The sequence below is a fragment of the Streptosporangium sp. NPDC051022 genome (assembly GCF_040683035.1).
In the GTDB taxonomy this organism is placed as follows: Bacteria; Actinomycetota; Actinomycetes; order Streptosporangiales; family Streptosporangiaceae; genus Streptosporangium.
Window position 1 is genome coordinate 597,896 of sequence record NZ_JBFBCF010000001.1, and the last position, 20,999, is coordinate 618,894.

The following is a 20,999-nucleotide window of genomic DNA, read 5'->3' on the forward strand; positions in this document are numbered from 1 at the left end:
AAAACCTTTTCTACCCTCGGCGGCGGGGGGGCGGCCCCCCCGGGGGGGCCCCCCCGCCACGCCACGAGGGGGCGGGTGCCGTACGGCACGTGCCTCCCAGAGCCCACGAACCGTGATCTCGCAGTTGGTTCGGCCACATCGTGACCGAAGTAACTGCCAGATCACGGAAGAAAGGGCAGACCGATCGCGTCTGCTCCGTGGGACACCCATAGCGGCAACAGGCCGCACGTAACTTTTTCAGACGACAGCGAAGGACACCGAGGCCATTATGGCGGGACAGAAGATCCGCATCCGGCTCAAGGCCTATGACCACGAGGTCATCGACAGCTCGGCCAAGAAGATCGTTGAGACGGTCACGCGGACTGGTGCCAAGGTCGCGGGCCCGGTGCCGCTGCCGACCGAGAAGAACGTGTACTGCGTCATCCGCTCGCCGCACAAGTACAAGGACAGCCGCGAGCACTTTGAGATGCGTACGCACAAGCGGCTGATTGACATCATCGACCCGACGCCGAAGACGGTCGACTCGCTCATGCGACTCGACCTCCCCGCCGGCGTTGACATCTCGATCAAGCTCTGAGGGAACGCACTGACATGGCTAAGCAGATCAAGGGCGTCCTGGGCAAGAAGCTCGGCATGACCCAGGTCTTCGACGCGGACAACCGGATGGTCCCGGTGACCGTCGTCGAGGCCGGTCCGTGCGTCGTGACCCGCGTCCGCACCGCTGAGAAGGACGGCTACTCCGCCGTACAGCTCGGCTTCGGGCAGGTCGACCCGCGGAAGGTCAACAAGCCGCTCGGCGACTACCTGCGCAAGCACGACATCACTCCGCGCCGTTACTTCACGGAGATCCGTACCGACGACGCGAGCGACTACACCCTCGGCCAGGAAGTCCTGGCCGACACCTTCGAGGCCGGCCAGTTCGTCGACGTGACGGGCAAGAGCAAGGGCAAGGGCTTCGCCGGTGTCATGAAGCGTCACGGCTTCGGGGGTCTGGGCGCCTCGCACGGTACCCAGCGCAAGCACCGTTCGCCGGGTTCCATCGGTGGCTGCGCCACCCCGGGCCGCGTTTTCAAGGGCCTGCGCATGGCCGGTCGGATGGGTAACGTCCGTACCACCATCCAGAGCCTCAAGGTTCACGCCGTGGACGCCGAGAAGGGCCTCATCCTGATCAAGGGTGCGATCCCCGGCGCCAACGGCAGCCTGGTTCTCGTCCGCACCGCTGCCAAGAAGGGGGCTGCCCAGTGAGCACCATTGACGTCCTCGACGTGAGCGGCGCGAAGACCGGCACGGTCGACCTGCCCGGCGACATCTTCGGCGCCAAGGTCAACGTCCCGCTGATCCACCAGGTCGTCGTGGCCCAGCTCGCCGCTCGCCGGCAGGGCACCCACAAGGCCAAGACCCGCGGTGAGGTCAGCGGTGGCGGCAAGAAGCCGTACCGCCAGAAGGGCACCGGCCGCGCCCGCCAGGGTTCGACCCGCGCTCCGCAGTTCACCGGCGGTGGCACCGTCCACGGCCCGGTTCCGCGGGACTACTCGCAGCGGACCCCCAAGAAGATGAAGACCGCCGCGCTGCGCGGCGCCCTGTCCGACCGGGCGAACGGCGGCCGCGTTCACGTGGTCAGCGGCCTGGTCGAGGGGGAGACCCCCAAGACCAAGGCGGCCATCCAGTCGCTGCGGAAGATCACGCAGGCTCGTAGCGTCCTGGTCGTCGTCGACGAGGGTGACGAGCTCACCTGGCTGAGCCTGCGTAACGCTCCCGAGGTCCACCTGCTGGACGCCGGGCAGCTGAACACCTACGACGTGCTCTGCTACGACGACGTCGTTTTCACTCAGGAGGCCTACGACCAGGTCGTGGTGCGTCTGAGCAAGAGCGGGAAGGAAGACGCCTGATGGAGAAGATCGCCGACCCGCGCGACATCATCATCAAGCCGGTTGTCTCCGAGAAGAGCTACGGCCTGATCGACGAGCACAACAAGTACACGTTCCTGGTGCGGAAGACCGCCAACAAGACGCAGGTGAAGATCGCCATCGAGCAGATCTTCGGCGTCAAGGTGGCAAGCGTCAACACGATCAACCGCCAGGGCAAGCGCAAGCGGACCAAGTTCGGTTACGGCCAGCGCCCGGCGACCAAGCGCGCGATCGTGAGCCTGGTCGAGGGTGACCGGATCGACATTTTCGGCCAGGTTGGCTGACCCGCTCGCTGAAGTAAGTACAGGGAGAACGCCCCCCGCCGTCAGGTGGGGGGCATTCGACCGGATTAACCGACGAAGGATGAACGAAAAAGATGGGCATCCGTAAATTCAAGCCGACGACCCCGGGTCGCCGCGGCGCCAGTGTCTCGGACTTCGCCGAGATCACGCGCAGCACGCCCGAGAAGTCGCTGCTTGCCCCCTTGCACAGCAAGGGGGGACGCAACGTCCACGGCCGGGTCACCACCCGCCACCAGGGCGGCGGTCACAAGCGCGCCTACCGGATCATCGACTTCCGGCGCCACGACAAGGACGGGATCCCGGCCAAGGTCGCTCACATCGAGTACGACCCCAACCGCACGTCCCGCATCGCGCTGCTGCACTACGCCGACGGGGAGAAGCGCTACATCCTCTGCCCGACCGGCCTGAAGCAGGGCGACAAGATCGAGAACGGCCCCACGGCCGACATCAAGCCGGGTAACTGCCTCCCGCTGCGCAACATCCCGACCGGTACCTTCATCCACGCGGTGGAGCTCCGTCCGGGTGGTGGCGCCAAGCTGGGCCGCTCCGCCGGCGCGCAGATCCAGCTCCTGGCCAAGGAGGGCCAGTACGCCACGCTGCGTATGCCCTCCGGTGAAATGCGTCAGGTCGACATCCGTTGCCGGGCCTCCATCGGGCAGGTCGGCAACGCCGAGCAGGCCAACATCAACTGGGGCAAGGCCGGCCGTATGCGGTGGAAGGGCAAGCGCCCCACCGTCCGCGGTGTCGCGATGAACCCGGTCGACCACCCCCACGGTGGTGGTGAGGGTAAGACCTCCGGTGGTCGTCACCCCGTCAACCCGAAGGGCAAGCCCGAGGGTCGTACTCGTGCGGCGAACAAGGCCAGCGACCGGCTGATCATCCGTCGTCGGACCAAGCGGAAGAAGCGGTAGGAGCAGCCAAAATGCCACGTAGCCTTAAGAAGGGTCCCTTCGTGGACGACCACCTTCAGAAGAAGGTGGATGCCCAGAACGAGAAGGGCACCAAGAACGTCATCAAGACGTGGTCGCGGCGCTCCATGATCGTTCCCGACATGATCGGTCACACGATCGCCGTTCACGACGGCCGCAAGCACGTCCCGGTGTTCGTCACCGATTCGATGATCGGCCACAAGCTCGGTGAGTTCGCGCCCACGCGGACCTTCCGCAGCCACGTCAAGGAAGACCGCCGCAGCCGGCGGTAAGCGCCTTAGGGAGAGAACGTCACGTCCCGACTCGCGGGACGCGAGGGTCTCCACCCATACGAAGCAGAAGGTTAAGAGGAGTAAGCGATGGAAGCCAGGGCTCAGGTGCGGTTCGCGCGCCACACGCCCATGAAGGCCCGCCGTGTGGTGGACCTCATTCGCGGGCTGCCCGCTTCGGAGGCGCAGGCCGTGCTGCAGTTCGCTCCCCAGTCGGCGAGCGAGACCGTGTACAAGGTGCTGTCCAGCGCCATTGCCAACGCGGAGCACAACTTCAAGCTCGACCGCGACACGCTCTTCGTGAGCCGTGCCTGGGTCGACGAGGGCCCGACGCTGAAGCGGTTCCGTCCCCGCGCTCAGGGTCGTGCCTATCGGATCAACAAGCGGACGAGCCACATCACCGTGATCGTGGAGTCCCGCGAGCCGAAGGGGAGGACCCGCTAGTGGGTCAGAAGGTCAACCCGCACGGGTTCCGCCTCGGCATCACGACCGACTTCAAGAGCCGGTGGTACGCCGACAAGCTCTACAAGTCGTACGTCGCCGAGGACGTGGCGATCCGCCGCATGCTCAAGAAGGGCATGGAGCGGGCCGGCATCTCCAAAGTGGAGATCGAGCGGACCACCGACCGGGTTCAGGTCGACATTCACACCGCCCGTCCGGGCATCGTCATCGGCCGCCGCGGCGCCGAGGCCGACCGGATCCGGGGCGACCTCGAGAAGCTGACCAAGAAGCAGGTCCAGCTGAACATCCTCGAGGTCAAGAACCCCGAGATCGACGCGCAGCTCGTCGCCCAGGGCGTCGCCGAGCAGCTGTCCAGCCGTGTCTCGTTCCGCCGGGCCATGCGCAAGGCGATGCAGTCGGCGATGAAGAGCGGCGCCAAGGGCATCCGGGTGCAGTGCTCCGGCCGTCTGGGTGGCGCCGAGATGTCGCGCTCGGAGTTCTACCGCGAGGGCCGCGTGCCCCTGCACACGCTCCGCGCCGACATCGACTACGGCCTCTACGAGGCCCGCACCACCTTCGGCCGCATCGGCGTGAAGGTGTGGATCTACAAGGGTGAGGCTCCGACCAGCCGCGCCGAGCGCGAGGCGGCCGCCGCCGGTGCTCGTGCGGGCCAGCGTCGGGACCGCGACGACCGTCGTGGTGCGGGCGCCGGTGGCGACCGTCCCCGTCGTGGCGGCGCCGGTGGCGACCGCCCCCGTCGTGGCGGCGCCGGCCGTGGCGACCGCGCCCCCAGGAACGAGGCGGCCTCCCAGGCTGCCCCCGAGACCGGCCCGGCTGCGCAGCCGGGTGCTGAAGGGAGCTGACCATGCTGATCCCGCGCAGGGTCAAGCACCGCAAGCAGCACCGGCCCGACCGTCACGGCGCCGCCAAGGGTGGCACCAGGGTCGTGTTCGGCGAGTACGGCATCCAGGCTGTTGAGCACTCCTACGTGACCAACCGCCAGATCGAGTCGGCTCGTATCGCGATGACCCGTCACATCAAGCGTGGTGGCAAGGTCTGGATCAACATCTACCCGGACCGTCCCCTCACCAAGAAGCCCGCCGAGACCCGCATGGGTTCCGGTAAGGGTTCGCCTGAGTGGTGGATCGCCAACGTCAAGCCCGGTCGAATCATGTTCGAGCTGTCGGGTGTCGCGGAGCCGGTGGCCCGTGAGGCCCTGCGCCGTGCGATGCACAAGCTCCCGATGAAGTGCCGGTTCGTTAAGCGTGAAGTGGGTGAGGCGTGATGGCTAAGGGCCTGACCGCCGGTGAGCTGCGGGTGGAGGACCAGGACACCCTGGTCCAGAAGCTGAAGGAAGCCAAGGAGGAGCTGTTCAACCTCCGCTTCCAGGCCGCGACCGGTCAGTTGGAGAGCCACGGGCGGCTGCGCGCCGTCCGCCGCGAGATCGCCCGTATCTACACCGTGATGCGTGAGCGGGAGCTCGGCATTGTGACGGTTGAGAAGGAGTCGATCGATGGCTGAGGCAGCCGAGAGCACCAAGCAGGCGCGTAACTACCGCAAGACCCGTGAGGGTCTGGTGGTCAGCGACAAGATGGACAAGACTGTTGTCGTCGCTGTCGAGGACCGCGTCAAGCACCCCCTGTACGGCAAGGTCATCCGTCGGACGACCAAGTACAAGGCGCACGACGAGGCCAACTCGTGCGGCGTCGGCGACCGCGTTCTCCTGATGGAGACCCGGCCGTTGTCGGCCAGCAAGCGCTGGCGGGTCGTCGAGATCCTCGAGCGGGCCAAGTAAAGAACGCGCCTCGTGGGGGGTGACCCGGTCACTCCCCATGACGGTGTCCAAGGGGGCGGAGTTGATCTCCGCCCCGCCCGCGGTGGCGGTCGGTCAAGAGCTGTCACCGGGGGAAAAAGACCACATCAGGTTCCGCAAGGCTCATCCGAGAGTGATCGGCTGAGAACCGGCGAGACAAACAGGAGTACAAGTGATCCAGCAGGAGTCGCGACTCAAGGTCGCCGACAACACGGGTGCGAAGGAAGTCCTTTGCATTCGTGTGCTCGGTGGCTCGGGTCGGCGCTACGCGGGAATCGGCGACATCATCGTCGCCACGGTCAAGGACGCCATTCCTGGCGGCACCGTGAAGAAGGGCGACGTCGTCAAGGCGGTCGTCGTCCGCACTGTCAAGGAGCGCCGCCGGCCCGACGGCTCCTACATCCGCTTCGACGAGAACGCCGCCGTCATCATCAAGGACAGCGGTGACCCTCGTGGTACGCGTATCTTCGGCCCCGTCGGACGTGAGCTGCGCGACAAGAAGTTCATGCGCATCATCTCGCTCGCGCCGGAGGTGTTGTAATGCCGAAGCTGCATGTCAAGAAGGGCGACCTGGTCCTCGTCATCGCCGGCAAGGACAAGGGCGCCAAGGGTCGTGTCATCGCCGCTCTCCCGCGTGAGGACCGCGTGGTGGTCGAGGGCGTCAACATGATCAAGAAGCACTCCAAGGAGACCCACCAGGGTCCGCGCGGCGCCAAGACCGGCGGCGTGCAGACCATGGAGGCTCCCATCCACGTGAGCAACGTCAAGAAGCTCAAGGATGACGAGAAGCCTGCCAAGAAGGAGTCGGCCAAGGCCGCCTCTGACGAGTCGGGTGAGGACAACTGATGACCGCCAACACCACCGAGTCCGTCCAGACCCGGCCCCTGCCGCGCCTCAAGCAGCGTTACCGCGAAGAGATCACCGCGAAGCTGCAGGAGCAGTTCGGGTTCGAGAACGTCATGCTGATCCCCACGATCACCAAGATCAAGGTGAACATGGGTGTCGGCGAGGCCGCCCGCGACTCGAAGCTCATCGACGGCGCCGTCCGTGACCTCACCGCGATCACCGGTCAGAAGCCGGCGGTCGTCCGGGCCCGCAAGTCCATCGCCCAGTTCAAGCTGCGCGAGGGCATGCCGATCGGCGCCCACGTCACGCTGCGCGGCGACCGCATGTGGGAGTTCCTGGACCGGCTGCTGTCGCTGGCCCTGCCCCGCATCCGTGACTTCCGCGGCCTGTCGCCCAAGCAGTTCGACGGCAACGGCAACTACACCTTCGGTCTCACCGAGCAGGTCATGTTCCACGAGATCGACCAGGACAAGGTCGACCGCCAGCGTGGTATGGACATCACTGTCGTGACCACCGCTAAGACCGACGACCAGGGCCGGGCGCTGCTGAAGCTTCTCGGTTTCCCCTTCAAGGAGGCCTGATCATGGCGAAGACGTCGCTGAAGGTCAAGGCTGCTCGCAAGGCCAAGTTCGAGGTCCGGGCGTACACTCGGTGCTCGCGCTGTGGTCGTCCCCGCGCCGTCTACAGGAAGTTCGGCCTGTGCCGCATCTGCTTCCGTGAGATGGCGCACCGGGGCGAGCTGCCCGGCATCACCAAGTCGAGCTGGTAGTTCCCGCGCGGCCCGGCGAACACCCTGTGATCGCCGAGGGGCCGCGCGCGGTACCGGCTCATAGAGAAATTCGTATTCACCGGGCGCTGCCTCAAGCGCCCATGACCGCACCGAAGGTCCCCAGGGGAAACCGCGGTGAGGAAGGCCACCGGCCATGACGATGACCGACCCGATCGCAGACATGCTCACGCGTCTGCGAAACGCGAACTCGGCGTACCACGACACCGTGGCCATGCCGTACTCGAAGATCAAGGCGCACATCGCCGAGATCCTCCAGCAGGAGGGTTACATTCAGGCCTGGAGCGTCGAGGACGCCAAGGTCGGCAAGAACCTCGTGGTGGAGCTCAAGTTCGGGCCGAGCCGTGAGCGGTCGCTGTCGGGCCTGCGCCGGGTTTCCAAGCCCGGTCTGCGGGTCTATGCGAAGAAGGACAACCTGCCCCGAGTCCTGGGTGGACTGGGCGTCGCGATCATCTCGACGTCCGGCGGCCTCATGACCGACAAGCAGGCCGGCAAGCGTGGAGTGGGCGGGGAAGTCCTCGCCTTCGTTTGGTAGAAGGGAGAAATCACAGCATGTCGCGAATCGGACGGCTGCCCATCCCTGTACCGAACGGCGTGGACGTCGCCATCGACGGCCGGGATGTCACGGTCAAGGGCCCCAAGGGCACGCTCTCACACAAGGTCGCTGAGCCGATCGACGTCGCCAAGGGCGAGGACGGTGCTGTCACCGTCACGCGTCCCAACGACGAGAACAAGGTCCGCGCTCTGCACGGACTGTCCCGCACGCTGATCGCCAACATGGTGACCGGTGTGACCCAGGGTTACTCCAAGACCCTGGAGATCGTGGGTGTCGGTTACCGCGTGCAGGCCAAGAGCCCGACTCAGCTCGAGTTCGCTCTCGGCTTCAGCCACCCGGTGATCGTCGACGCCCCCGAGGGTGTCACCTTCCGCGTCGAGAAGCCGACCCTGTTCCACGTGGACGGCATCGACAAGCAGAAGGTCGGCGAGATCGCCGCGAACATCCGTAAGCTGCGCAAGCCCGACCCCTACAAGGGCAAGGGTGTGCGCTACCAGGGCGAGGTTATCCGCCGCAAGGTCGGAAAGGCTGGTAAGTAGGCATGGCTGGCAAGACTGCGTTCGGCAAGCACACGGCCGCCCGCGCTGTCTCGCGGGCCCGCCGTCACGGCCGCGTCCGCAAGAAGGTCGTCGGTACGGCCGCGCGTCCGCGCCTGGTCGTCAACCGTTCCACGCGACACCTGTTCGTGCAGATCGTCGACGACTCGCAGGGCCACACGCTGGTGAGCGCCTCCACCATGGACGCCTCCCTGCGCACGGCAGCGGGCGCCAAGACCGACAAGGCGAAGCAGGTCGGCGAGCTTCTCGCTCAGCGGGCCAAGGCTGCCGGGATCACCGCGGTCGTTTTCGACCGTGGCGGAAACCGCTACGCGGGCCGCCTGGCGGCTCTCGCGGACAGCGCCCGCGAAGGCGGGCTGGAGTTCTGATGGCCCGTCTTAACAAGAGCAACGAGAAGAGGAACCACTGATGGCTGGAGCTCCGCGTCGCGGTGGCGCCGCCGGTGGCGAGCGGCGTGACGGTCGTCGTGACGATCGCCGCGGTGGCAACGCTGACAAGGGCGTCTCGTACATCGAGCGCGTCGTGAAGATCAACCGAGTGGCCAAGGTCGTGAAGGGTGGTCGTCGCTTCAGCTTCACCGCCCTCGTCATCGTCGGTGACGGCAACGGCATGGTCGGCGTCGGCTACGGCAAGGCCAAGGAAGTCCCCGCGGCCATCGCCAAGGGCGTCGAAGAGGCCAAGAAGCACTTCTTCCGGGTGCCCCGCATCCAGGGCACCATCCCGCACATCGTGCAGGGTGAGGAGGCCGCGGGCGTGGTCTTCCTCCGTCCGGCCTCGCCCGGTACCGGTGTCATCGCCGGTGGTCCGGTGCGCGCCGTACTGGAGTGCGCCGGCATCCACGACGTGCTGTCCAAGTCGCTCGGCTCGGACAACCCGATCAACATCGTGCACGCCACCGTGGCCGCTCTGAAGGGCCTCAGCCGCCCCGAGGAGATCGCGGCCCGTCGTGGCCTGCCGATCGAGGACGTCGCCCCCAAGGCGATGCTCAAGGCTCGCGCCGAGGGTCTCGCCGAGGCCGCAGCGGCGAAGGCGGTGAGCTGACCGATGGCACGTCTGAAGATCACGCAGGTCCGCTCGAAGATCGGCGGCAAGCAGAACCAGCGTGACTCGCTGCGCTCGCTCGGTCTGAAGCGAATCGGCGACGTCGTCGTCAAGGAGGACCGCCCGGAGATCCGCGGCATGGTCTCCGTGGTGACGCACCTCGTCACCGTGGAAGAGGTCGACTAGACATGGCAGACAACACCCCGCTCCGTATCCACCACCTGCGTCCGGCCCCCGGCGCCAACAAGGCCAAGGTCCGCAAGGGTCGTGGCGAGGCGTCCAAGGGCAAGACCTCCGGTCGTGGCACCAAGGGCACGACGGCCAGGAACAAGGTTCCCCTCGGTTTCGAGGGTGGCCAGGTTCCGCTCCAGCGCCGCCTGCCCAAGATGAAGGGCTTCTCCAACGCCCTGTTCAAGACGACCTACCAGGTTGTGAACCTGGACAAGCTCGGCGAGCTGTTCCCCGAGGGTGGCGACGTCACCGTCGAGACGCTGGTCGCCAAGGGCGCGGTCCGCAAGAACCAGCTTGTGAAGGTCCTGGGAACCGGTGACCTCTCCGTGGCGTTGAACGTGCAGGTGCACGCCTTCTCCGCCAGCGCCAAGGAGAAGATCGCCGCTGCCGGGGGCTCCGTCTCCGAGCTGTAGGCATGAAGCTGTAGACAGAAAAACGCGGCGCGGGGGCTCATTATGGGCCCCCGCGCCCGTAGTGCGTTAGAGTTCGCTGGACAGTGGGACTCAACTCGTTTCAGTGAGCTCGCTGACATGAGATTGCAAAGATGGACCACCCCCGCACCATCGCTGACCGACCTCGCCTTTTAGGCGCGCAGGAGGGACCGTGCTGACCGCGTTTACCCGAGCGTTCCGTACGCCGGACCTGCGCAATAAGTTGCTCTTTACACTGGGCATCATCGCGCTGTTCCGATTGGGTTCCGTGCTCCCGACTCCGGGTGTGCATACAGAGAACATCAGCCGCTGTCTTAACCAGGCGCAGGCCGGAGACGCTGGCAACATCTATGGGATGGTGCAGCTGTTCAGCGGTGGAGCCCTGCTGAAGCTGTCGGTGTTCGCACTAGGCATCATGCCGTACATCACCGCGAGCATTATTCTTCAGCTCCTGGTCGTGGTGATCCCGCGCCTGGAGGCCCTCAAGAAGGAGGGTCAGGCGGGCCAGACCAAGATCACACAGTATACGCGTTACCTGACGGTCGGTCTGGCGGTTCTCCAGTCGACCGCTTTTGTCGCCCTCGCGCGCTCCGGGCAGCTGTTCCCGCAGTGCCGTGAGGAGATCCTGCTCGACAAGAACAACATCTTCATGATCATCACCATGGTGGTCATCATGACCGCGGGCACCGCCGTCATCATGTGGCTGGGCGAGCTCGTCACCGACCGCGGCGTCGGCAACGGCATGTCCATCCTGATCTTCACCCAGGTGATCGCGGTCTTCCCGGTCGAGCTGATGACCATCGCCCGCACCCGGGGCCTCTTCGTCTTCAGCGTCGTGATCATCACAGGAATCGCGATGATCGCACTGGTCGTCATGGTCGAGCAGGCCCAGCGCCGGATCCCGGTGCAGTACGCCAAGCGCATGGTCGGCCGCCGGATGTACGGCGGGACCTCGACCTACATCCCGCTGAAGGTGAACCAGGCCGGCATCATCCCGGTCATCTTCGCCTCCTCGCTCCTCTACCTCCCGCAGCTGGTCACGACGCTGTTCAGCAACGCGCAGGAGGAGCCGAGCGCGGTCGTCCAGTGGATCCAGCAGAACCTGGTCACGGGCGACACTCCGGTCTACATGATCACCTTCTTCCTCTTGATCGTCTTCTTCGCCTACTTCTACGTGTCCATTACCTTCAACCCCGTTGAAGTCGCCGACAACATGAAGAAGTACGGTGGGTTCATCCCGGGCATCCGCCCGGGCCGCCCGACGGCTGAGTACCTCAACTATGTGCTCACGCGACTCACCGCTCCTGGTGCGCTCTATCTGGGGCTCATCTCCATGGTGCCGATCGTCGCACTCGCCCTCGTCGGCGCGACCCAGAACTTCCCGTTCGGAGGGACGAGCATTCTGATCATGGTTGGTGTCGGTCTCGACACCGTGAAGCAGATCGAGAGCCAGCTCCAGCAGCGCAACTACGAAGGTTTCCTGAAGTAGTGCGTCTCGTCCTGGTCGGGCCCCCCGGAGCGGGTAAGGGGACACAGGCCCAGTTCATCGCATCGAACCTGTCCATCCCGAAGATTTCGACAGGTGACATCTTCCGCGCCAACGTCTCGGGCGGCACGGAACTCGGCAAACTTGCCAAGGAGTACATGGACCGTGGCGACCTCGTGCCCGACGAGGTCACCATCGCGATGGTCCGAGACCGCCTCTCCGAGAACGACGCGCAGGACGGTTTCCTGCTCGACGGCTTCCCCAGGAACGTGCCCCAGGCCGAGATCCTGAAGAAGATGCTCGAGGAGTTCGGCGCCGGCCTCGACATCGTCCTGGAGCTCGTCGTCGACGACGAGGAGGTCGTGCGCAGGCTCGCGGGCCGCCGGACCTGCAGCCAGTGCGGGCGCATCTGGCACGTCGACTTCGACGACAAGAAGGACGACATCTGCGATGCCTGCGGTGGACGGCTCTACCAGCGGGACGACGACCAGGAGGAGACCATCCGGCACCGGCTGGAGGTCTACCAGGAGCAGACCGCCCCGCTGGTGTCCTTCTACGCCCACGAGGGCATCCTGGTCGGGGTCGACGCGACCGGTCCCGTGGAAGAGGTAACCCAGCGCGCGATGGAGTCCCTGAGCCCCTTCGCGGACTAGATCCTGTCCCGCCGCGGCGGCGGCCCCCTCGGGGGGATCCGGGGCCGGAACGCAGAGACAGATATCTCCCCAGCACGCCACCCAGGGCATTCCCGCGGGTGGCGTGCTGTCGTTTAGGGCACAATCGGGGGAATTGGGGTCCCGAATTGCCCGTTGAATCACCCCAGGGGGTGCGCGCGTGTTCAAGAAGAAGCACGGAATCCAGATCAAGACGCCTGAGCAGCTGGAGAAGATGCGGGCGGCGGGCCTGGTGGTCGGCCGGACGCTGCAACTGCTCAAGGAGAGCGTGCGGCCGGGAATGACGCCGCTGGACCTCGACGGGATCGCCGAGAAGGCCATCCGGGCCGAGGGGGCCATCCCCTCCTTCAAGGGGTACCAGGGCTTTCCCGCGACGATCTGCGCGTCCGTGAACCACGAGGTGGTCCATGGCATTCCCAGCGACCGGCGCCCGCTGCAGGAGGGCGATGTCATCTCCATCGACTGCGGTGCGATCCTGGACGGCTGGCACGGAGACTCCGCCATCACGGTTCCCGTCGGCGAGGTGGCCCCCGAGCTGACCGAGCTGATGCGGGTCACCGAGGAGGCCATGTGGCGGGGCATCGCCGCGCTCACGGTGGGCCGCCACCTGTCCGACATCGGCCACGAGGTGGAGAGGTACGTCCGCTCCCAGGGGCGTTACGGCATCCCCCAGGAGTACGGCGGGCACGGCATCGGCACCGAGATGCACATGGACCCGTGGGTCGCCAACCACGGCAAGCCCGGCAAGGGGCCGCGTTTCGAGCCCGGCATGTGCTTCGCCGTCGAGCCGATGGTCAACCTCGGCACCGACCGGACCAAGGTGCTGGCCGACGACTGGACCGTGATCACCATCGACGGCAAGGCGTCCGCGCACTTCGAGCACAGCGTCGCGGTGACACATAATGGACCTTGGGTACTGACCGCACTTGACGGGGGTAAAGAGCGGCTTGCCGGACTGTTGGGAGATGCGGGTTAGTTCACCCTGCCCGCTGACGAGCGGATGTGGTAATCGATGGTTCCTGGTCCGGAGATGCGCGCCTCGGACGGTGACCGGGACAAGGTCGCGGGGGTGCTGAGGGAGCACTACGCCCAGGGCAGGCTCAGTGTCGAGGAGTTCGACGAGCGGCTCGAGCAGCTGTACGCCAGCAAGACCTACGGGGAACTGGCGCGGCTCACCTCCGACCTCCCCGACGTCGACATGCGCCGGCTGCCCGCCGCCCCGTCCGCGTCGCCGCAGCGGCGCACCGGGCGGCAGGCACGCAACAAGGGACTGGCGGCCGTGTGGGCGAGCTGGGCCATGGCCAGCGGTGTCAACTGGGCGATCTGGCTCATCATCGGCGTGACGGACGGCATGGACTTCCCCTATCCGTGGCCGCTGTGGGTGATGGGCCCGTGGGGCGTCGTGCTGCTGGTCGCCACCTTCTTCAACGGCCTGTCGGACAGGCCCGACCGGTAATAGTGCACTCTCGGCGCGAGTGTGCATTCCTCCACAGAAGGGGAAGCCGGATCTTCCTAACGTGAGCGGTGTCCGAAAACGGGACATCCTTACAGGAGGAAGACATGCGCGGGATCCGTACCCTTCTCGTCGGCGCCGCCCTCACCGGCTCGCTCACCGCGGGCCTGACCGCGGGCCTGACCGCGGCCCCCGCCCAGGCCTCGGCCGCGGGCGTGACGGCGGCCCGGTCGGCGCAGGGGGGCGGCAAGCACTTCTTCGGCCCCTACTACTCGGGCTTCGGCGGCGGTGAGGGCTCCGGTCGCCGCTCCTCGTTCAAGGGGTACTGGTACAGCGACCACGGCCGCTACTGGTTCTTCGGCGACCTGCTCGACCGGGACCACGACCGTGAGTACAGCTACGTGTGGTTCCGCTGGCACGACGCCTCCGGCAGCCACGTCAAGTACTACAAGACCTCCGGCAACCTGCACTTCGACAAGTTCGGCGGGTTCCGCGGGAGCGACGGCTTCGACGACTTCAAGATCCGCGTCTGCGAGGGCGACAGCCGCTTCGACGACTGCGGCGGCTGGGGAGACGCCTTCTGAGGGCGACCGCCCGTCCTCGTGGCGCTCAGGGCCTTCCACGGCCGTCGTGGCGCCGGGGCGGTCCCCGGCCGCCGCGCCGGGAGGCCCCGGCCGCTTTCAAACGGGGTTTTTCACGCTGTGCCAGATCTTTACCGTCAGGGGCCGTTGGGGCGGGTGGGGCAGGGTAGGTGATCGTTGTCGGGGCACGCCGTGAGGTGGGGGGTGGGCGATGGGCCTCGGGCGAAACCCTGTGGCATCGGCGAAAGTCCTGCTGGGCGCCATGACGGCGGTCCTGTTCACGGGTGGCGCCGCCGCCGGGGACGGCGGGGTGTGGATCACACCGAGGACGGTCCGTCCCGGACAGCTCGTGAGCATCTCCGCCGGCACCTGCGCGGCCCCGGCCACCGCCTACTCGGCGGCCTTCGGCTCCACCTCGGCACGACTGCGGGAGCAGGCCGACCTGATGCGGGGCGCCGTCCGGATCAGCCCCCACGCCGCGCCCGGGACCTACGCCGTCACGGTCCGCTGTGTCAGAGGCGGCCCCTACAACGGCACCTTCGTCGTGGACGACCTCCATCCGACGACCGCCCCCGACACCGGGGGAGGCGGCCTCGCGATGACGGTCTCCGGCGGCGCCACGCGTACGGCCTGGCTCTTCGGGGCGCTGGCCATGGTCGTCACGGTCCTGGGGACGGGGCTCGCGCTGACGCGCGGACGCGGCGGACGGAGCGATCACTAGACTTCCGTGCCCGCCCGGGGCTGCCGCGGATCATCGGCGGGACCGCGCTTCCGGCGGGCACGGATGCAGCAGCCTCCTCGGCGCGCTGGCCGCCCTCACGCTGGCGGCCGGCTGTGGCGGGGCGCCCGGGGGCGGTGGTCCCCGGCCCGTCGTGGCCGTCCGGGCGGACGCGTCACCCGGGACCGCGAGGTTCGGCGGCCCCGGCTGGCCGACGCCCGTCGCCCACGATCTGGGCCGTGCCGAGCCGACGCGCATCGTGATCCCGCGCATCGGGGTGAACGCCCCGCTCGTGGTGCTCGGCATCGAGGAGGACGGCGGGCTCGCCGTACCGCCGCTCGACCACGCCGACGCCGCGGGCTGGTACGGCCTGGGCCCGGCTCCCGGGGAGACGGGGTCGGCCGTCATCGTCGGCCACCTGGACACCAGGACGGGGCCCGCGGTGTTCGCCAGGCTCGCGGAGCTGGAGGCCGGTGACTCCATCGGGGTGACCAGGGCCGACGGCACCGTGGCGGTCTTCGCGGTCGAACGGCTGGAGCAGGCGCCGAAGGACCGCTTCCCCGCCGACCGGGTGTACGGCCCGACGGACGGCCGGCGGCTGCGGCTGGTCACCTGCGCCGGACGCTTCGACCAGGCGAGGCGGTCCTACAACGACAACGTGATCGTCCACGCGCTCTTCCGCGCCGGGTATCTCGCTTCGGATCTGCGGTATTCTGAGTAGCGGTTGTGTCAAGGTACCGGCCGTCTGTTTCGCATTTCCGCGCCCGGTGCCGTACACTCCTTCTTCGGTTCACTATGACCAATGCGCATCGGCGGTGTCGCAACCGTCGCTCTCATCGAAGCGCTGGGTCGCGGCTGCGTAGTGTTCCGAAGCCTCAGACGACCGATCAGTGAAACGCGAGGGACATGGCCAAGAAAGACGGCGCCATCGAGATCGAGGGCACTGTGGTTGAGTCGCTCCCGAACGCGATGTTCCGGGTGCAGCTCGACAACGGCCATAAGGTCCTGGCCCACATCAGCGGGCGGATGCGGATGCACTACATCCGAATCCTTCCTGACGACCGGGTTGTCGTCGAACTGAGCCCCTACGACCTCAGTCGTGGGCGGATCGTCTACCGATACAAATAAGCGTCTGAGGGACGAATAAAGGACTATGAAGGTCAAGCCGAGCGTCAAGAAGATCTGCGACAAGTGCAAGGTGATCCGCCGGCACGGTCGCGTCATGGTGATCTGCGACAACCTGCGCCACAAGCAGCGTCAGGGCTAGTCACAGCGAATCAGGTCCGCAAGGAGTCCGCTCATCGGTAGCGGACTCGACCCATGTCGGGCCACAAAGTAATCGCGCTTCACACCCGCGCAGGCGGCCTGACGGCCGTACCCCGCGGGAGACCCCCGGTCGGAGGCCGGGGCCCTCACCCCGGGCATGGGGAGGGGAAGTGAGGCGTAGGACCTCCGCCACAAAGAAGGAGAATGCCCGACCATGGCTCGCCTGGTTGGCGTCGACCTCCCCCGCGACAAGCGGCTGGAGATCGCTCTCACCTACATTTACGGAATCGGCCGCACCCGTGCGCTCGAGACCCTCAAGGCCACCGGCGTGAACGGCGACCTTCGCGTTCACCAGCTCACCGACGAAGAGCTGGTGCCGCTGCGCGACTACATCGAGGCCAACTTCAAGATCGAAGGTGACCTCCGCCGCGAGGTCCAGGCCGACATCCGTCGCAAGATCGAGATTCAGTGCTACCAGGGCATCCGGCACCGCCGCGGCCTTCCCGTGCACGGTCAGCGCACGCAGACCAACGCGCGCACCCGCAAGGGCAAGAAGAAGACCGTGGCCGGCAAGAAGAAGCCCGGTAAGAAGTAGTCCGCGTAGCCGCAGGACCGAAGACCTCAGGAGTGAAGGCAAGCAATGCCTCCTAAGAGCCGCCAGGGTGCCCCGAAGAAGGTGCGCCGCAAGGAAAAGAAGAACGTCGCTCACGGGCACGCCCACATCAAGAGCACGTTCAACAACACGATCGTTTCGATCACCGACCCGAACGGGAACGTGATCTCCTGGGCCAGCGCCGGCCACGTCGGGTTCAAGGGCTCCCGTAAGTCCACCCCGTTCGCCGCGCAGATGGCCGCGGAAAACGCCGCTCGCCGCGCCATGGAGCACGGCATGCGCAAGGTTGACGTCTTCGTCAAGGGCCCCGGCTCCGGCCGTGAGACCGCGATCCGTTCGCTGCAGGCGACCGGCCTCGAGGTCGGCTCCATTCAGGATGTCACCCCCGTTCCGCACAACGGCTGCCGTCCGCCCAAGCGCCGTCGCGTCTGACGCCCAGGAGAAGATAGAAAATGGCTCGTTACACGGGTGCGGACTGCAAGCTCTGCCGTCGGGAGAAGACCAAGCTCTTCCTCAAGGGCAAGAAGTGCGAGTCCGCGAAGTGCCCCATCGAGATCCGTCCTTACCCGCCGGGTGAGCACGGCCGTGGCCGGCCGAAGGAGTCTGAGTACCAGCTCCAGCTTCGTGAGAAGCAGAAGACCCGCCGCATCTACGGCGTCCTCGAGAAGCAGTTCCACAACTACTACGAGGAAGCCAACCGCAAGACCGGTAAGACCGGCGAGAACCTCCTCCAGATCCTGGAGAGCCGTCTCGACAACGTGATCTACCGTGCCGGTTTCGCCGAGTCCCGCGACGCCGCCCGCCAGCAGGTCCGTCACGGCCACATCCTGGTGAACGGCAAGAAGGTCGACATCCCGTCGTACCGCGTTCGCGAGCACGACATCGTCGAGGTCCGCGAGAAGTCGCGCAACCTTCTGCCCTACGAGGTCGCCCGTGCCACCGCGGGTGACAAGACGTACCCGGCCTGGCTGGGCGTCATCCCGGACAGCATGCGCGTCCTGGTTCACCAGCTCCCGGTCCGTCAGCAGATCGACACCCAGGTCCAGGAGCAGCTGATCGTCGAGCTCTACTCCAAGTAGTAGCTCCAGTGGGTGCCGTGCGGTTCGCCGTACGGCACCTATGCTGTTGTTTCGAGCGACGTCAAATAGCGGGCGTCGCCATGTAGGGGGAGTTTTCACATGCTGATCGCTCAGCGTCCCACCCTCCTCGAGGAGTCCATCGAGGAGACCCGGTCCAAGTTCATCATCGAGCCGCTGGAGCCGGGCTTCGGTTACACCATCGGCAACTCGCTGCGCCGCACGCTGCTGTCGTCCATCCCGGGCGCGGCCGTGACCAGCATCCGCATCGAGGGTGTGCTGCACGAGTTCTCCACCGTGCCGGGTGTCAAGGAGGATGTCACCGACATCATCCTGAACCTCAAGGAACTGGTCGTCTCCTCCGAGCACGACGAGCCGGTGGTCATGTACCTGCGCAAGCAGGGCCCCGGTGACGTCACCGCCGCTGACATCGCGCCCCCGGCCGGTGTCGAGGTGCACAACCCCGAGCTGCGCATCGCCACGCTGAACGGCAAGGCCAAGCTGGAGATGGAGCTGACCGTCGAGCGCGGTCGCGGCTACGTCTCCGCCGCGCAGAACAAGCAGCCGGGCCAGGAGATCGGCCGTATTCCGATCGACTCCATCTACTCGCCGGTCCTCAAGGTCACCTACAAGGTCGAGGCGACCCGTGTCGAGCAGCGCACCGACTTCGACCGTCTGATCCTGGACGTCGAGACCAAGCCGTGCATGAAGCCCCGCGACGCGGTGGCCTCCGCGGGCAAGACCCTGGTCGAGCTGTTCGGCCTCGCCAGGGAGCTCAACGTCGAGGCCGAGGGCATCGACATCGGCCCGTCGCCGACGGACGCGGCCCTGGCCGCCGACCTGGCGCTGCCGATCGAGGAGCTGAACCTCACCGTCCGCTCCTACAACTGCCTCAAGCGCGAGGGCATCCACACCGTGGGTGAGCTCGTGGCCCGCAGCGAGCAGGACCTCCTGGACATTCGCAACTTCGGTGCGAAGTCCATCGAGGAGGTCAAGCAGAAGCTGCACGAGATGACGCTCGCGCTCAAGGACTCCCCGCCCGGATTCGACCCGAGCGCGGTGGCCGGCGGCGGCTACGACGATGACGACAGCGCCTACGTCGAGACCGAGCAGTACTGATTTTTCGCTGTAACGGGGGCCGAACGGCCCCCGGCCTGACCGCGGTACCTCGTACGGCCGCGGCGGGTTAACTCTCAAGGAGAACGAAATGCCCAGGCCCACCAAGGGTGCCCGTCTCGGCGGCAGCGCGGCTCACGAGCGGCTGATCCTGGCGAACCTCGCCACCCAGCTGTTCCAGCACGGCCGGATCAGGACCACCGAGGCCAAGGCCAAGCGCCTGCGCCCGCTGGCGGAGAGGCTGATCACCAAGGCCAAGAAGGGCGACATGCACAACCGTCGCCAGGTGCTGACGGTCGTCCGTGACAAGGGCGTCGTCCACCACCTCTTCACCGAGATCGCGCCGACCTTCGCCGAGCGTCCCGGTGGCTACACCCGCATCACGAAGATCGGCCTCCGCAAGGGCGACGCCGCCCCCATGGCCGTCATCGAGCTGGTGTCCGAGCCGCTGAACAAGGTCACCACCCGCCAGGCCCCGGCCGCCGCTCCCGTCGTCGAGGAGCCGAAGGCCGAGGAGACCAAGGTGGAGGAGAGCTCCGCGGTCATCGAGGAGAGCGCCGCGGTCGTCGAGGAGACCGAGGCCAAGAAGGACAACGCCTGATCTCTCAGGCCCTGTGAGCGGGCCCGGCACCTCTTTCGCGGGAGGTGCCGGGCCCGCTCTCGTTTTCGGAAGGGACATCATCGTGGTACGGCTCCGCCTGGACCTCGCATACGACGGCACCGCTTTCTCCGGCTGGGCCAAACAGCCGGGCCGCCGGACGGTCCAGGGCGAGATCGAGGAGGCGCTCGGCAAGATCCTCAGGCTCCCCGAGCCGCCCGTGCTGACCGTGGCGGGACGGACCGACGCCGGGGTCCACGCCCGGGGCCAGGTGGCCCACGTGGACCTGGAGACCGGTGCGCTCGGCGTGCTGGAGAGCCGCCACCGCCGGGGCGGCTCCTCGGGCCGCGCCACCGCCGAGCCTGTGACCGCAGGGCCCGTGATCGCCGAGTCCGCGGCCGCCGGGTCCGTGACCGGGCTCACCACCGCCGAGCCCACGGTCACCGGGTCCGTGACCGTCGGCCTCACCGCCGCCGAGTCCATGAGTACCGGGTCCGTGACCGCCGGGCTCACCGCCGCCGAATCCGTGAGCACCGACTCCGTGAGCACCGGGCCCGAAACTCCGGAGGACGTCCAGGAGCGTCTTCCCCTTCTTCTCAAGCGGCTCGCCGGGATCCTGCCTCCCGACGTCAGGGTCCACCGCGTCACGACGGCCCCCGAGGGCTTCGACGCCCGTTTCTCCGCGATGTCCCGGCGATACGCCTACCGGGTCTGCGACGCGCCGGGCGGGGGCGATCCGCTCCGCCGCCACGAGGTCGTCTGGTATCCCCGCCCGCTCGACCTCGGCAGGCTCAACGCCGCCGCCGCCGCGCTGCTCGGCGAGCACGACTTCGCCGCCTTCTGTAAGAAGCGCGAGGGCGCGACGACGATCCGGGAGCTCCAGAGGCTCGACTGGGTCAGGGAGGGCGACGTCCTGGTCGCCACGGTGGTGGCCGACGCGTTCTGCCACTCGATGGTCAGGGCGCTCGTCGGGTCGCTGCTGCCGGTCGGAGAGGGCCGCCTGCCGGTGGAGTGGCCCGGTCAGGTGCTGACGCGGGCCGTACGGGACTCCGGGGTCCACGTCGCACCGGCGCACGGCCTCTGCCTTGAGGAGGTGCGCTATCCGGAGGCCGGGGAACTGGCCCGGCGCGCCGCGGAGACCCGCCGGGTGCGCACACTCGGCGCCTGAGGAGCCGCGCTGCGTCCGGAGCCATGTCTGCTCGGTGCTCGGGAGATTCGGCGCTCGGGAGGTTCTCGCACCTGGGGGTGCGTGCTCGGTGTCTCATGCCGTGGCCGGGAACGTTCGCCGGGCTGAGCGTCGTTCATCGGCGC

General features: G+C 67.0%; 36 protein-coding genes. All 36 read left to right on the forward strand.

Annotated features, from left to right (window positions below):
- Positions 1 to 268 precede the first annotated feature (268 nt).
- The 36 genes from rpsJ (at position 269) to AB0N02_RS02990 (ending at position 20,856) form a co-directional block, all read left to right on the forward strand.
- Positions 269 to 577: a 30S ribosomal protein S10 gene (gene rpsJ, locus AB0N02_RS02815; RefSeq protein ID WP_012887830.1), complete on the forward strand. Its 309-nt coding sequence runs from the start codon at positions 269 to 271 to the stop codon at positions 575 to 577.
- A 14-nt stretch (positions 578 to 591) separates the two neighbouring features.
- Entirely contained in the window at positions 592 to 1,245 is a 654-nt protein-coding gene (gene rplC / locus AB0N02_RS02820; RefSeq protein ID WP_363941867.1) for a 50S ribosomal protein L3, read from the forward strand.
- A complete protein-coding gene (gene rplD, locus AB0N02_RS02825) occupies positions 1,242 to 1,889 on the forward strand; it encodes a 50S ribosomal protein L4 (protein WP_363941869.1) in 648 nt (215 codons plus the stop codon). The genes rplC and rplD overlap by 4 nt, the downstream gene beginning before the upstream one ends.
- A complete protein-coding gene (gene rplW / locus AB0N02_RS02830) occupies positions 1,889 to 2,191 on the forward strand; it encodes a 50S ribosomal protein L23 (protein ID WP_363941871.1) in 303 nt (100 codons plus the stop codon). The genes rplD and rplW overlap by 1 nt, the downstream gene beginning before the upstream one ends.
- Before the next feature lie 92 nt (positions 2,192 to 2,283).
- Positions 2,284 to 3,120 carry a 50S ribosomal protein L2 gene (gene rplB, locus AB0N02_RS02835; RefSeq protein WP_363941873.1) on the forward strand — a complete coding sequence of 279 codons (837 nt, stop codon included), beginning with the start codon at positions 2,284 to 2,286 and terminating at the stop codon, positions 3,118 to 3,120.
- Between the two features lie 11 nt (positions 3,121 to 3,131).
- The gene (gene rpsS, locus AB0N02_RS02840; RefSeq protein ID WP_055506384.1) at positions 3,132 to 3,410 is read left to right on the forward strand and encodes a 30S ribosomal protein S19; all 279 of its coding nucleotides are present in this window, start codon (positions 3,132 to 3,134) and stop codon (positions 3,408 to 3,410) included.
- Positions 3,411 to 3,497: 87 nt separating this feature from the next.
- Complete coding sequence (gene rplV / locus AB0N02_RS02845) at positions 3,498 to 3,851, forward strand: 50S ribosomal protein L22 (protein ID WP_012887836.1); 354 nt, start codon at positions 3,498 to 3,500, stop codon at positions 3,849 to 3,851.
- Positions 3,851 to 4,711, forward strand: a complete 861-nt coding sequence (gene rpsC / locus AB0N02_RS02850; protein WP_363941877.1) for a 30S ribosomal protein S3 — start codon at positions 3,851 to 3,853, stop codon at positions 4,709 to 4,711. The genes rplV and rpsC overlap by 1 nt, the downstream gene beginning before the upstream one ends.
- 2 nt (positions 4,712 to 4,713) lie before the next feature.
- Complete coding sequence (gene rplP / locus AB0N02_RS02855; protein WP_363941879.1) at positions 4,714 to 5,133, forward strand: 50S ribosomal protein L16; 420 nt, start codon at positions 4,714 to 4,716, stop codon at positions 5,131 to 5,133.
- A complete protein-coding gene (gene rpmC / locus AB0N02_RS02860) occupies positions 5,133 to 5,369 on the forward strand; it encodes a 50S ribosomal protein L29 (protein ID WP_012887839.1) in 237 nt (78 codons plus the stop codon). Before rplP ends, rpmC begins: the two co-directional genes overlap by 1 nt.
- Complete coding sequence (gene rpsQ / locus AB0N02_RS02865; protein ID WP_363941882.1) at positions 5,362 to 5,643, forward strand: 30S ribosomal protein S17; 282 nt, start codon at positions 5,362 to 5,364, stop codon at positions 5,641 to 5,643. Before rpmC ends, rpsQ begins: the two co-directional genes overlap by 8 nt.
- 190 nt (positions 5,644 to 5,833) lie before the next feature.
- Positions 5,834 to 6,202, forward strand: coding sequence for a 50S ribosomal protein L14 (rplN, locus tag AB0N02_RS02870; protein WP_068896541.1), 369 nt, complete (start codon positions 5,834 to 5,836; stop codon positions 6,200 to 6,202).
- A gap of 8 nt (positions 6,203 to 6,210) precedes the next feature.
- A complete protein-coding gene (rplX, locus tag AB0N02_RS02875) occupies positions 6,211 to 6,507 on the forward strand; it encodes a 50S ribosomal protein L24 (protein ID WP_363942502.1) in 297 nt (98 codons plus the stop codon).
- Entirely contained in the window at positions 6,507 to 7,088 is a 582-nt protein-coding gene (gene rplE, locus AB0N02_RS02880; protein ID WP_363941885.1) for a 50S ribosomal protein L5, read from the forward strand. The genes rplX and rplE overlap by 1 nt, the downstream gene beginning before the upstream one ends.
- Positions 7,089 to 7,090: 2 nt before the next feature.
- Positions 7,091 to 7,276, forward strand: coding sequence for a type Z 30S ribosomal protein S14 (locus AB0N02_RS02885; protein WP_012887844.1), 186 nt, complete (start codon positions 7,091 to 7,093; stop codon positions 7,274 to 7,276).
- Positions 7,277 to 7,430: 154 nt separating this feature from the next.
- The gene (rpsH, locus tag AB0N02_RS02890; protein WP_355594192.1) at positions 7,431 to 7,829 is read left to right on the forward strand and encodes a 30S ribosomal protein S8; all 399 of its coding nucleotides are present in this window, start codon (positions 7,431 to 7,433) and stop codon (positions 7,827 to 7,829) included.
- A gap of 17 nt (positions 7,830 to 7,846) precedes the next feature.
- Complete coding sequence (gene rplF / locus AB0N02_RS02895; RefSeq protein WP_363941888.1) at positions 7,847 to 8,389, forward strand: 50S ribosomal protein L6; 543 nt, start codon at positions 7,847 to 7,849, stop codon at positions 8,387 to 8,389.
- A gap of 2 nt (positions 8,390 to 8,391) precedes the next feature.
- Complete coding sequence (gene rplR / locus AB0N02_RS02900; protein WP_363941890.1) at positions 8,392 to 8,775, forward strand: 50S ribosomal protein L18; 384 nt, start codon at positions 8,392 to 8,394, stop codon at positions 8,773 to 8,775.
- A gap of 40 nt (positions 8,776 to 8,815) precedes the next feature.
- A complete protein-coding gene (gene rpsE, locus AB0N02_RS02905) occupies positions 8,816 to 9,448 on the forward strand; it encodes a 30S ribosomal protein S5 (protein ID WP_271220150.1) in 633 nt (210 codons plus the stop codon).
- Positions 9,449 to 9,451: 3 nt separating this feature from the next.
- The gene (rpmD, locus tag AB0N02_RS02910; RefSeq protein WP_068896549.1) at positions 9,452 to 9,634 is read left to right on the forward strand and encodes a 50S ribosomal protein L30; all 183 of its coding nucleotides are present in this window, start codon (positions 9,452 to 9,454) and stop codon (positions 9,632 to 9,634) included.
- 2 nt (positions 9,635 to 9,636) lie between these two features.
- Positions 9,637 to 10,092 carry a 50S ribosomal protein L15 gene (rplO, locus tag AB0N02_RS02915; RefSeq protein WP_363941894.1) on the forward strand — a complete coding sequence of 152 codons (456 nt, stop codon included), beginning with the start codon at positions 9,637 to 9,639 and terminating at the stop codon, positions 10,090 to 10,092.
- Between the two features lie 190 nt (positions 10,093 to 10,282).
- Positions 10,283 to 11,599, forward strand: coding sequence for a preprotein translocase subunit SecY (gene secY, locus AB0N02_RS02920; RefSeq protein ID WP_363941896.1), 1,317 nt, complete (start codon positions 10,283 to 10,285; stop codon positions 11,597 to 11,599).
- Entirely contained in the window at positions 11,599 to 12,249 is a 651-nt protein-coding gene (locus AB0N02_RS02925) for an adenylate kinase (protein WP_363941899.1), read from the forward strand. The genes secY and AB0N02_RS02925 overlap by 1 nt, the downstream gene beginning before the upstream one ends.
- A 178-nt stretch (positions 12,250 to 12,427) precedes the next feature.
- Positions 12,428 to 13,243: a type I methionyl aminopeptidase gene (map, locus tag AB0N02_RS02930; protein ID WP_363941901.1), complete on the forward strand. Its 816-nt coding sequence runs from the start codon at positions 12,428 to 12,430 to the stop codon at positions 13,241 to 13,243.
- Between the two features lie 36 nt (positions 13,244 to 13,279).
- Positions 13,280 to 13,723 carry a DUF1707 domain-containing protein gene (locus tag AB0N02_RS02935; protein ID WP_363941904.1) on the forward strand — a complete coding sequence of 148 codons (444 nt, stop codon included), beginning with the start codon at positions 13,280 to 13,282 and terminating at the stop codon, positions 13,721 to 13,723.
- 104 nt (positions 13,724 to 13,827) lie between these two features.
- Entirely contained in the window at positions 13,828 to 14,304 is a 477-nt protein-coding gene (locus AB0N02_RS02940; RefSeq protein ID WP_363941905.1) for a hypothetical protein, read from the forward strand.
- Between the two features lie 229 nt (positions 14,305 to 14,533).
- On the forward strand, positions 14,534 to 15,022 hold the full coding sequence (locus tag AB0N02_RS02945; protein ID WP_363941907.1) for a hypothetical protein: 489 nt from the start codon (positions 14,534 to 14,536) through the stop codon (positions 15,020 to 15,022).
- 151 nt (positions 15,023 to 15,173) lie between these two features.
- Positions 15,174 to 15,740, forward strand: a complete 567-nt coding sequence (locus AB0N02_RS02950; RefSeq protein WP_363941909.1) for a class F sortase — start codon at positions 15,174 to 15,176, stop codon at positions 15,738 to 15,740.
- A gap of 185 nt (positions 15,741 to 15,925) precedes the next feature.
- On the forward strand, positions 15,926 to 16,147 hold the full coding sequence (gene infA / locus AB0N02_RS02955) for a translation initiation factor IF-1 (protein WP_012887858.1): 222 nt from the start codon (positions 15,926 to 15,928) through the stop codon (positions 16,145 to 16,147).
- 25 nt (positions 16,148 to 16,172) lie between these two features.
- Entirely contained in the window at positions 16,173 to 16,286 is a 114-nt protein-coding gene (gene rpmJ / locus AB0N02_RS02960) for a 50S ribosomal protein L36 (RefSeq protein ID WP_003956441.1), read from the forward strand.
- A gap of 213 nt (positions 16,287 to 16,499) precedes the next feature.
- A complete protein-coding gene (rpsM, locus tag AB0N02_RS02965; RefSeq protein WP_271220159.1) occupies positions 16,500 to 16,880 on the forward strand; it encodes a 30S ribosomal protein S13 in 381 nt (126 codons plus the stop codon).
- Positions 16,881 to 16,925: 45 nt separating this feature from the next.
- On the forward strand, positions 16,926 to 17,330 hold the full coding sequence (gene rpsK, locus AB0N02_RS02970; RefSeq protein ID WP_020542285.1) for a 30S ribosomal protein S11: 405 nt from the start codon (positions 16,926 to 16,928) through the stop codon (positions 17,328 to 17,330).
- Positions 17,331 to 17,350: 20 nt separating this feature from the next.
- Positions 17,351 to 17,977: a 30S ribosomal protein S4 gene (gene rpsD, locus AB0N02_RS02975; RefSeq protein WP_363941914.1), complete on the forward strand. Its 627-nt coding sequence runs from the start codon at positions 17,351 to 17,353 to the stop codon at positions 17,975 to 17,977.
- Between the two features lie 99 nt (positions 17,978 to 18,076).
- Positions 18,077 to 19,093: a DNA-directed RNA polymerase subunit alpha gene (locus tag AB0N02_RS02980; RefSeq protein ID WP_271220160.1), complete on the forward strand. Its 1,017-nt coding sequence runs from the start codon at positions 18,077 to 18,079 to the stop codon at positions 19,091 to 19,093.
- An 88-nt stretch (positions 19,094 to 19,181) separates the two neighbouring features.
- On the forward strand, positions 19,182 to 19,691 hold the full coding sequence (gene rplQ, locus AB0N02_RS02985; protein ID WP_363941917.1) for a 50S ribosomal protein L17: 510 nt from the start codon (positions 19,182 to 19,184) through the stop codon (positions 19,689 to 19,691).
- Between the two features lie 82 nt (positions 19,692 to 19,773).
- Positions 19,774 to 20,856 (forward strand): tRNA pseudouridine synthase A, encoded by a 1,083-nt coding sequence (locus AB0N02_RS02990; RefSeq protein WP_363941919.1) that lies wholly within the window; start codon positions 19,774 to 19,776, stop codon positions 20,854 to 20,856.
- Positions 20,857 to 20,999: the final 143 nt, after the last annotated feature.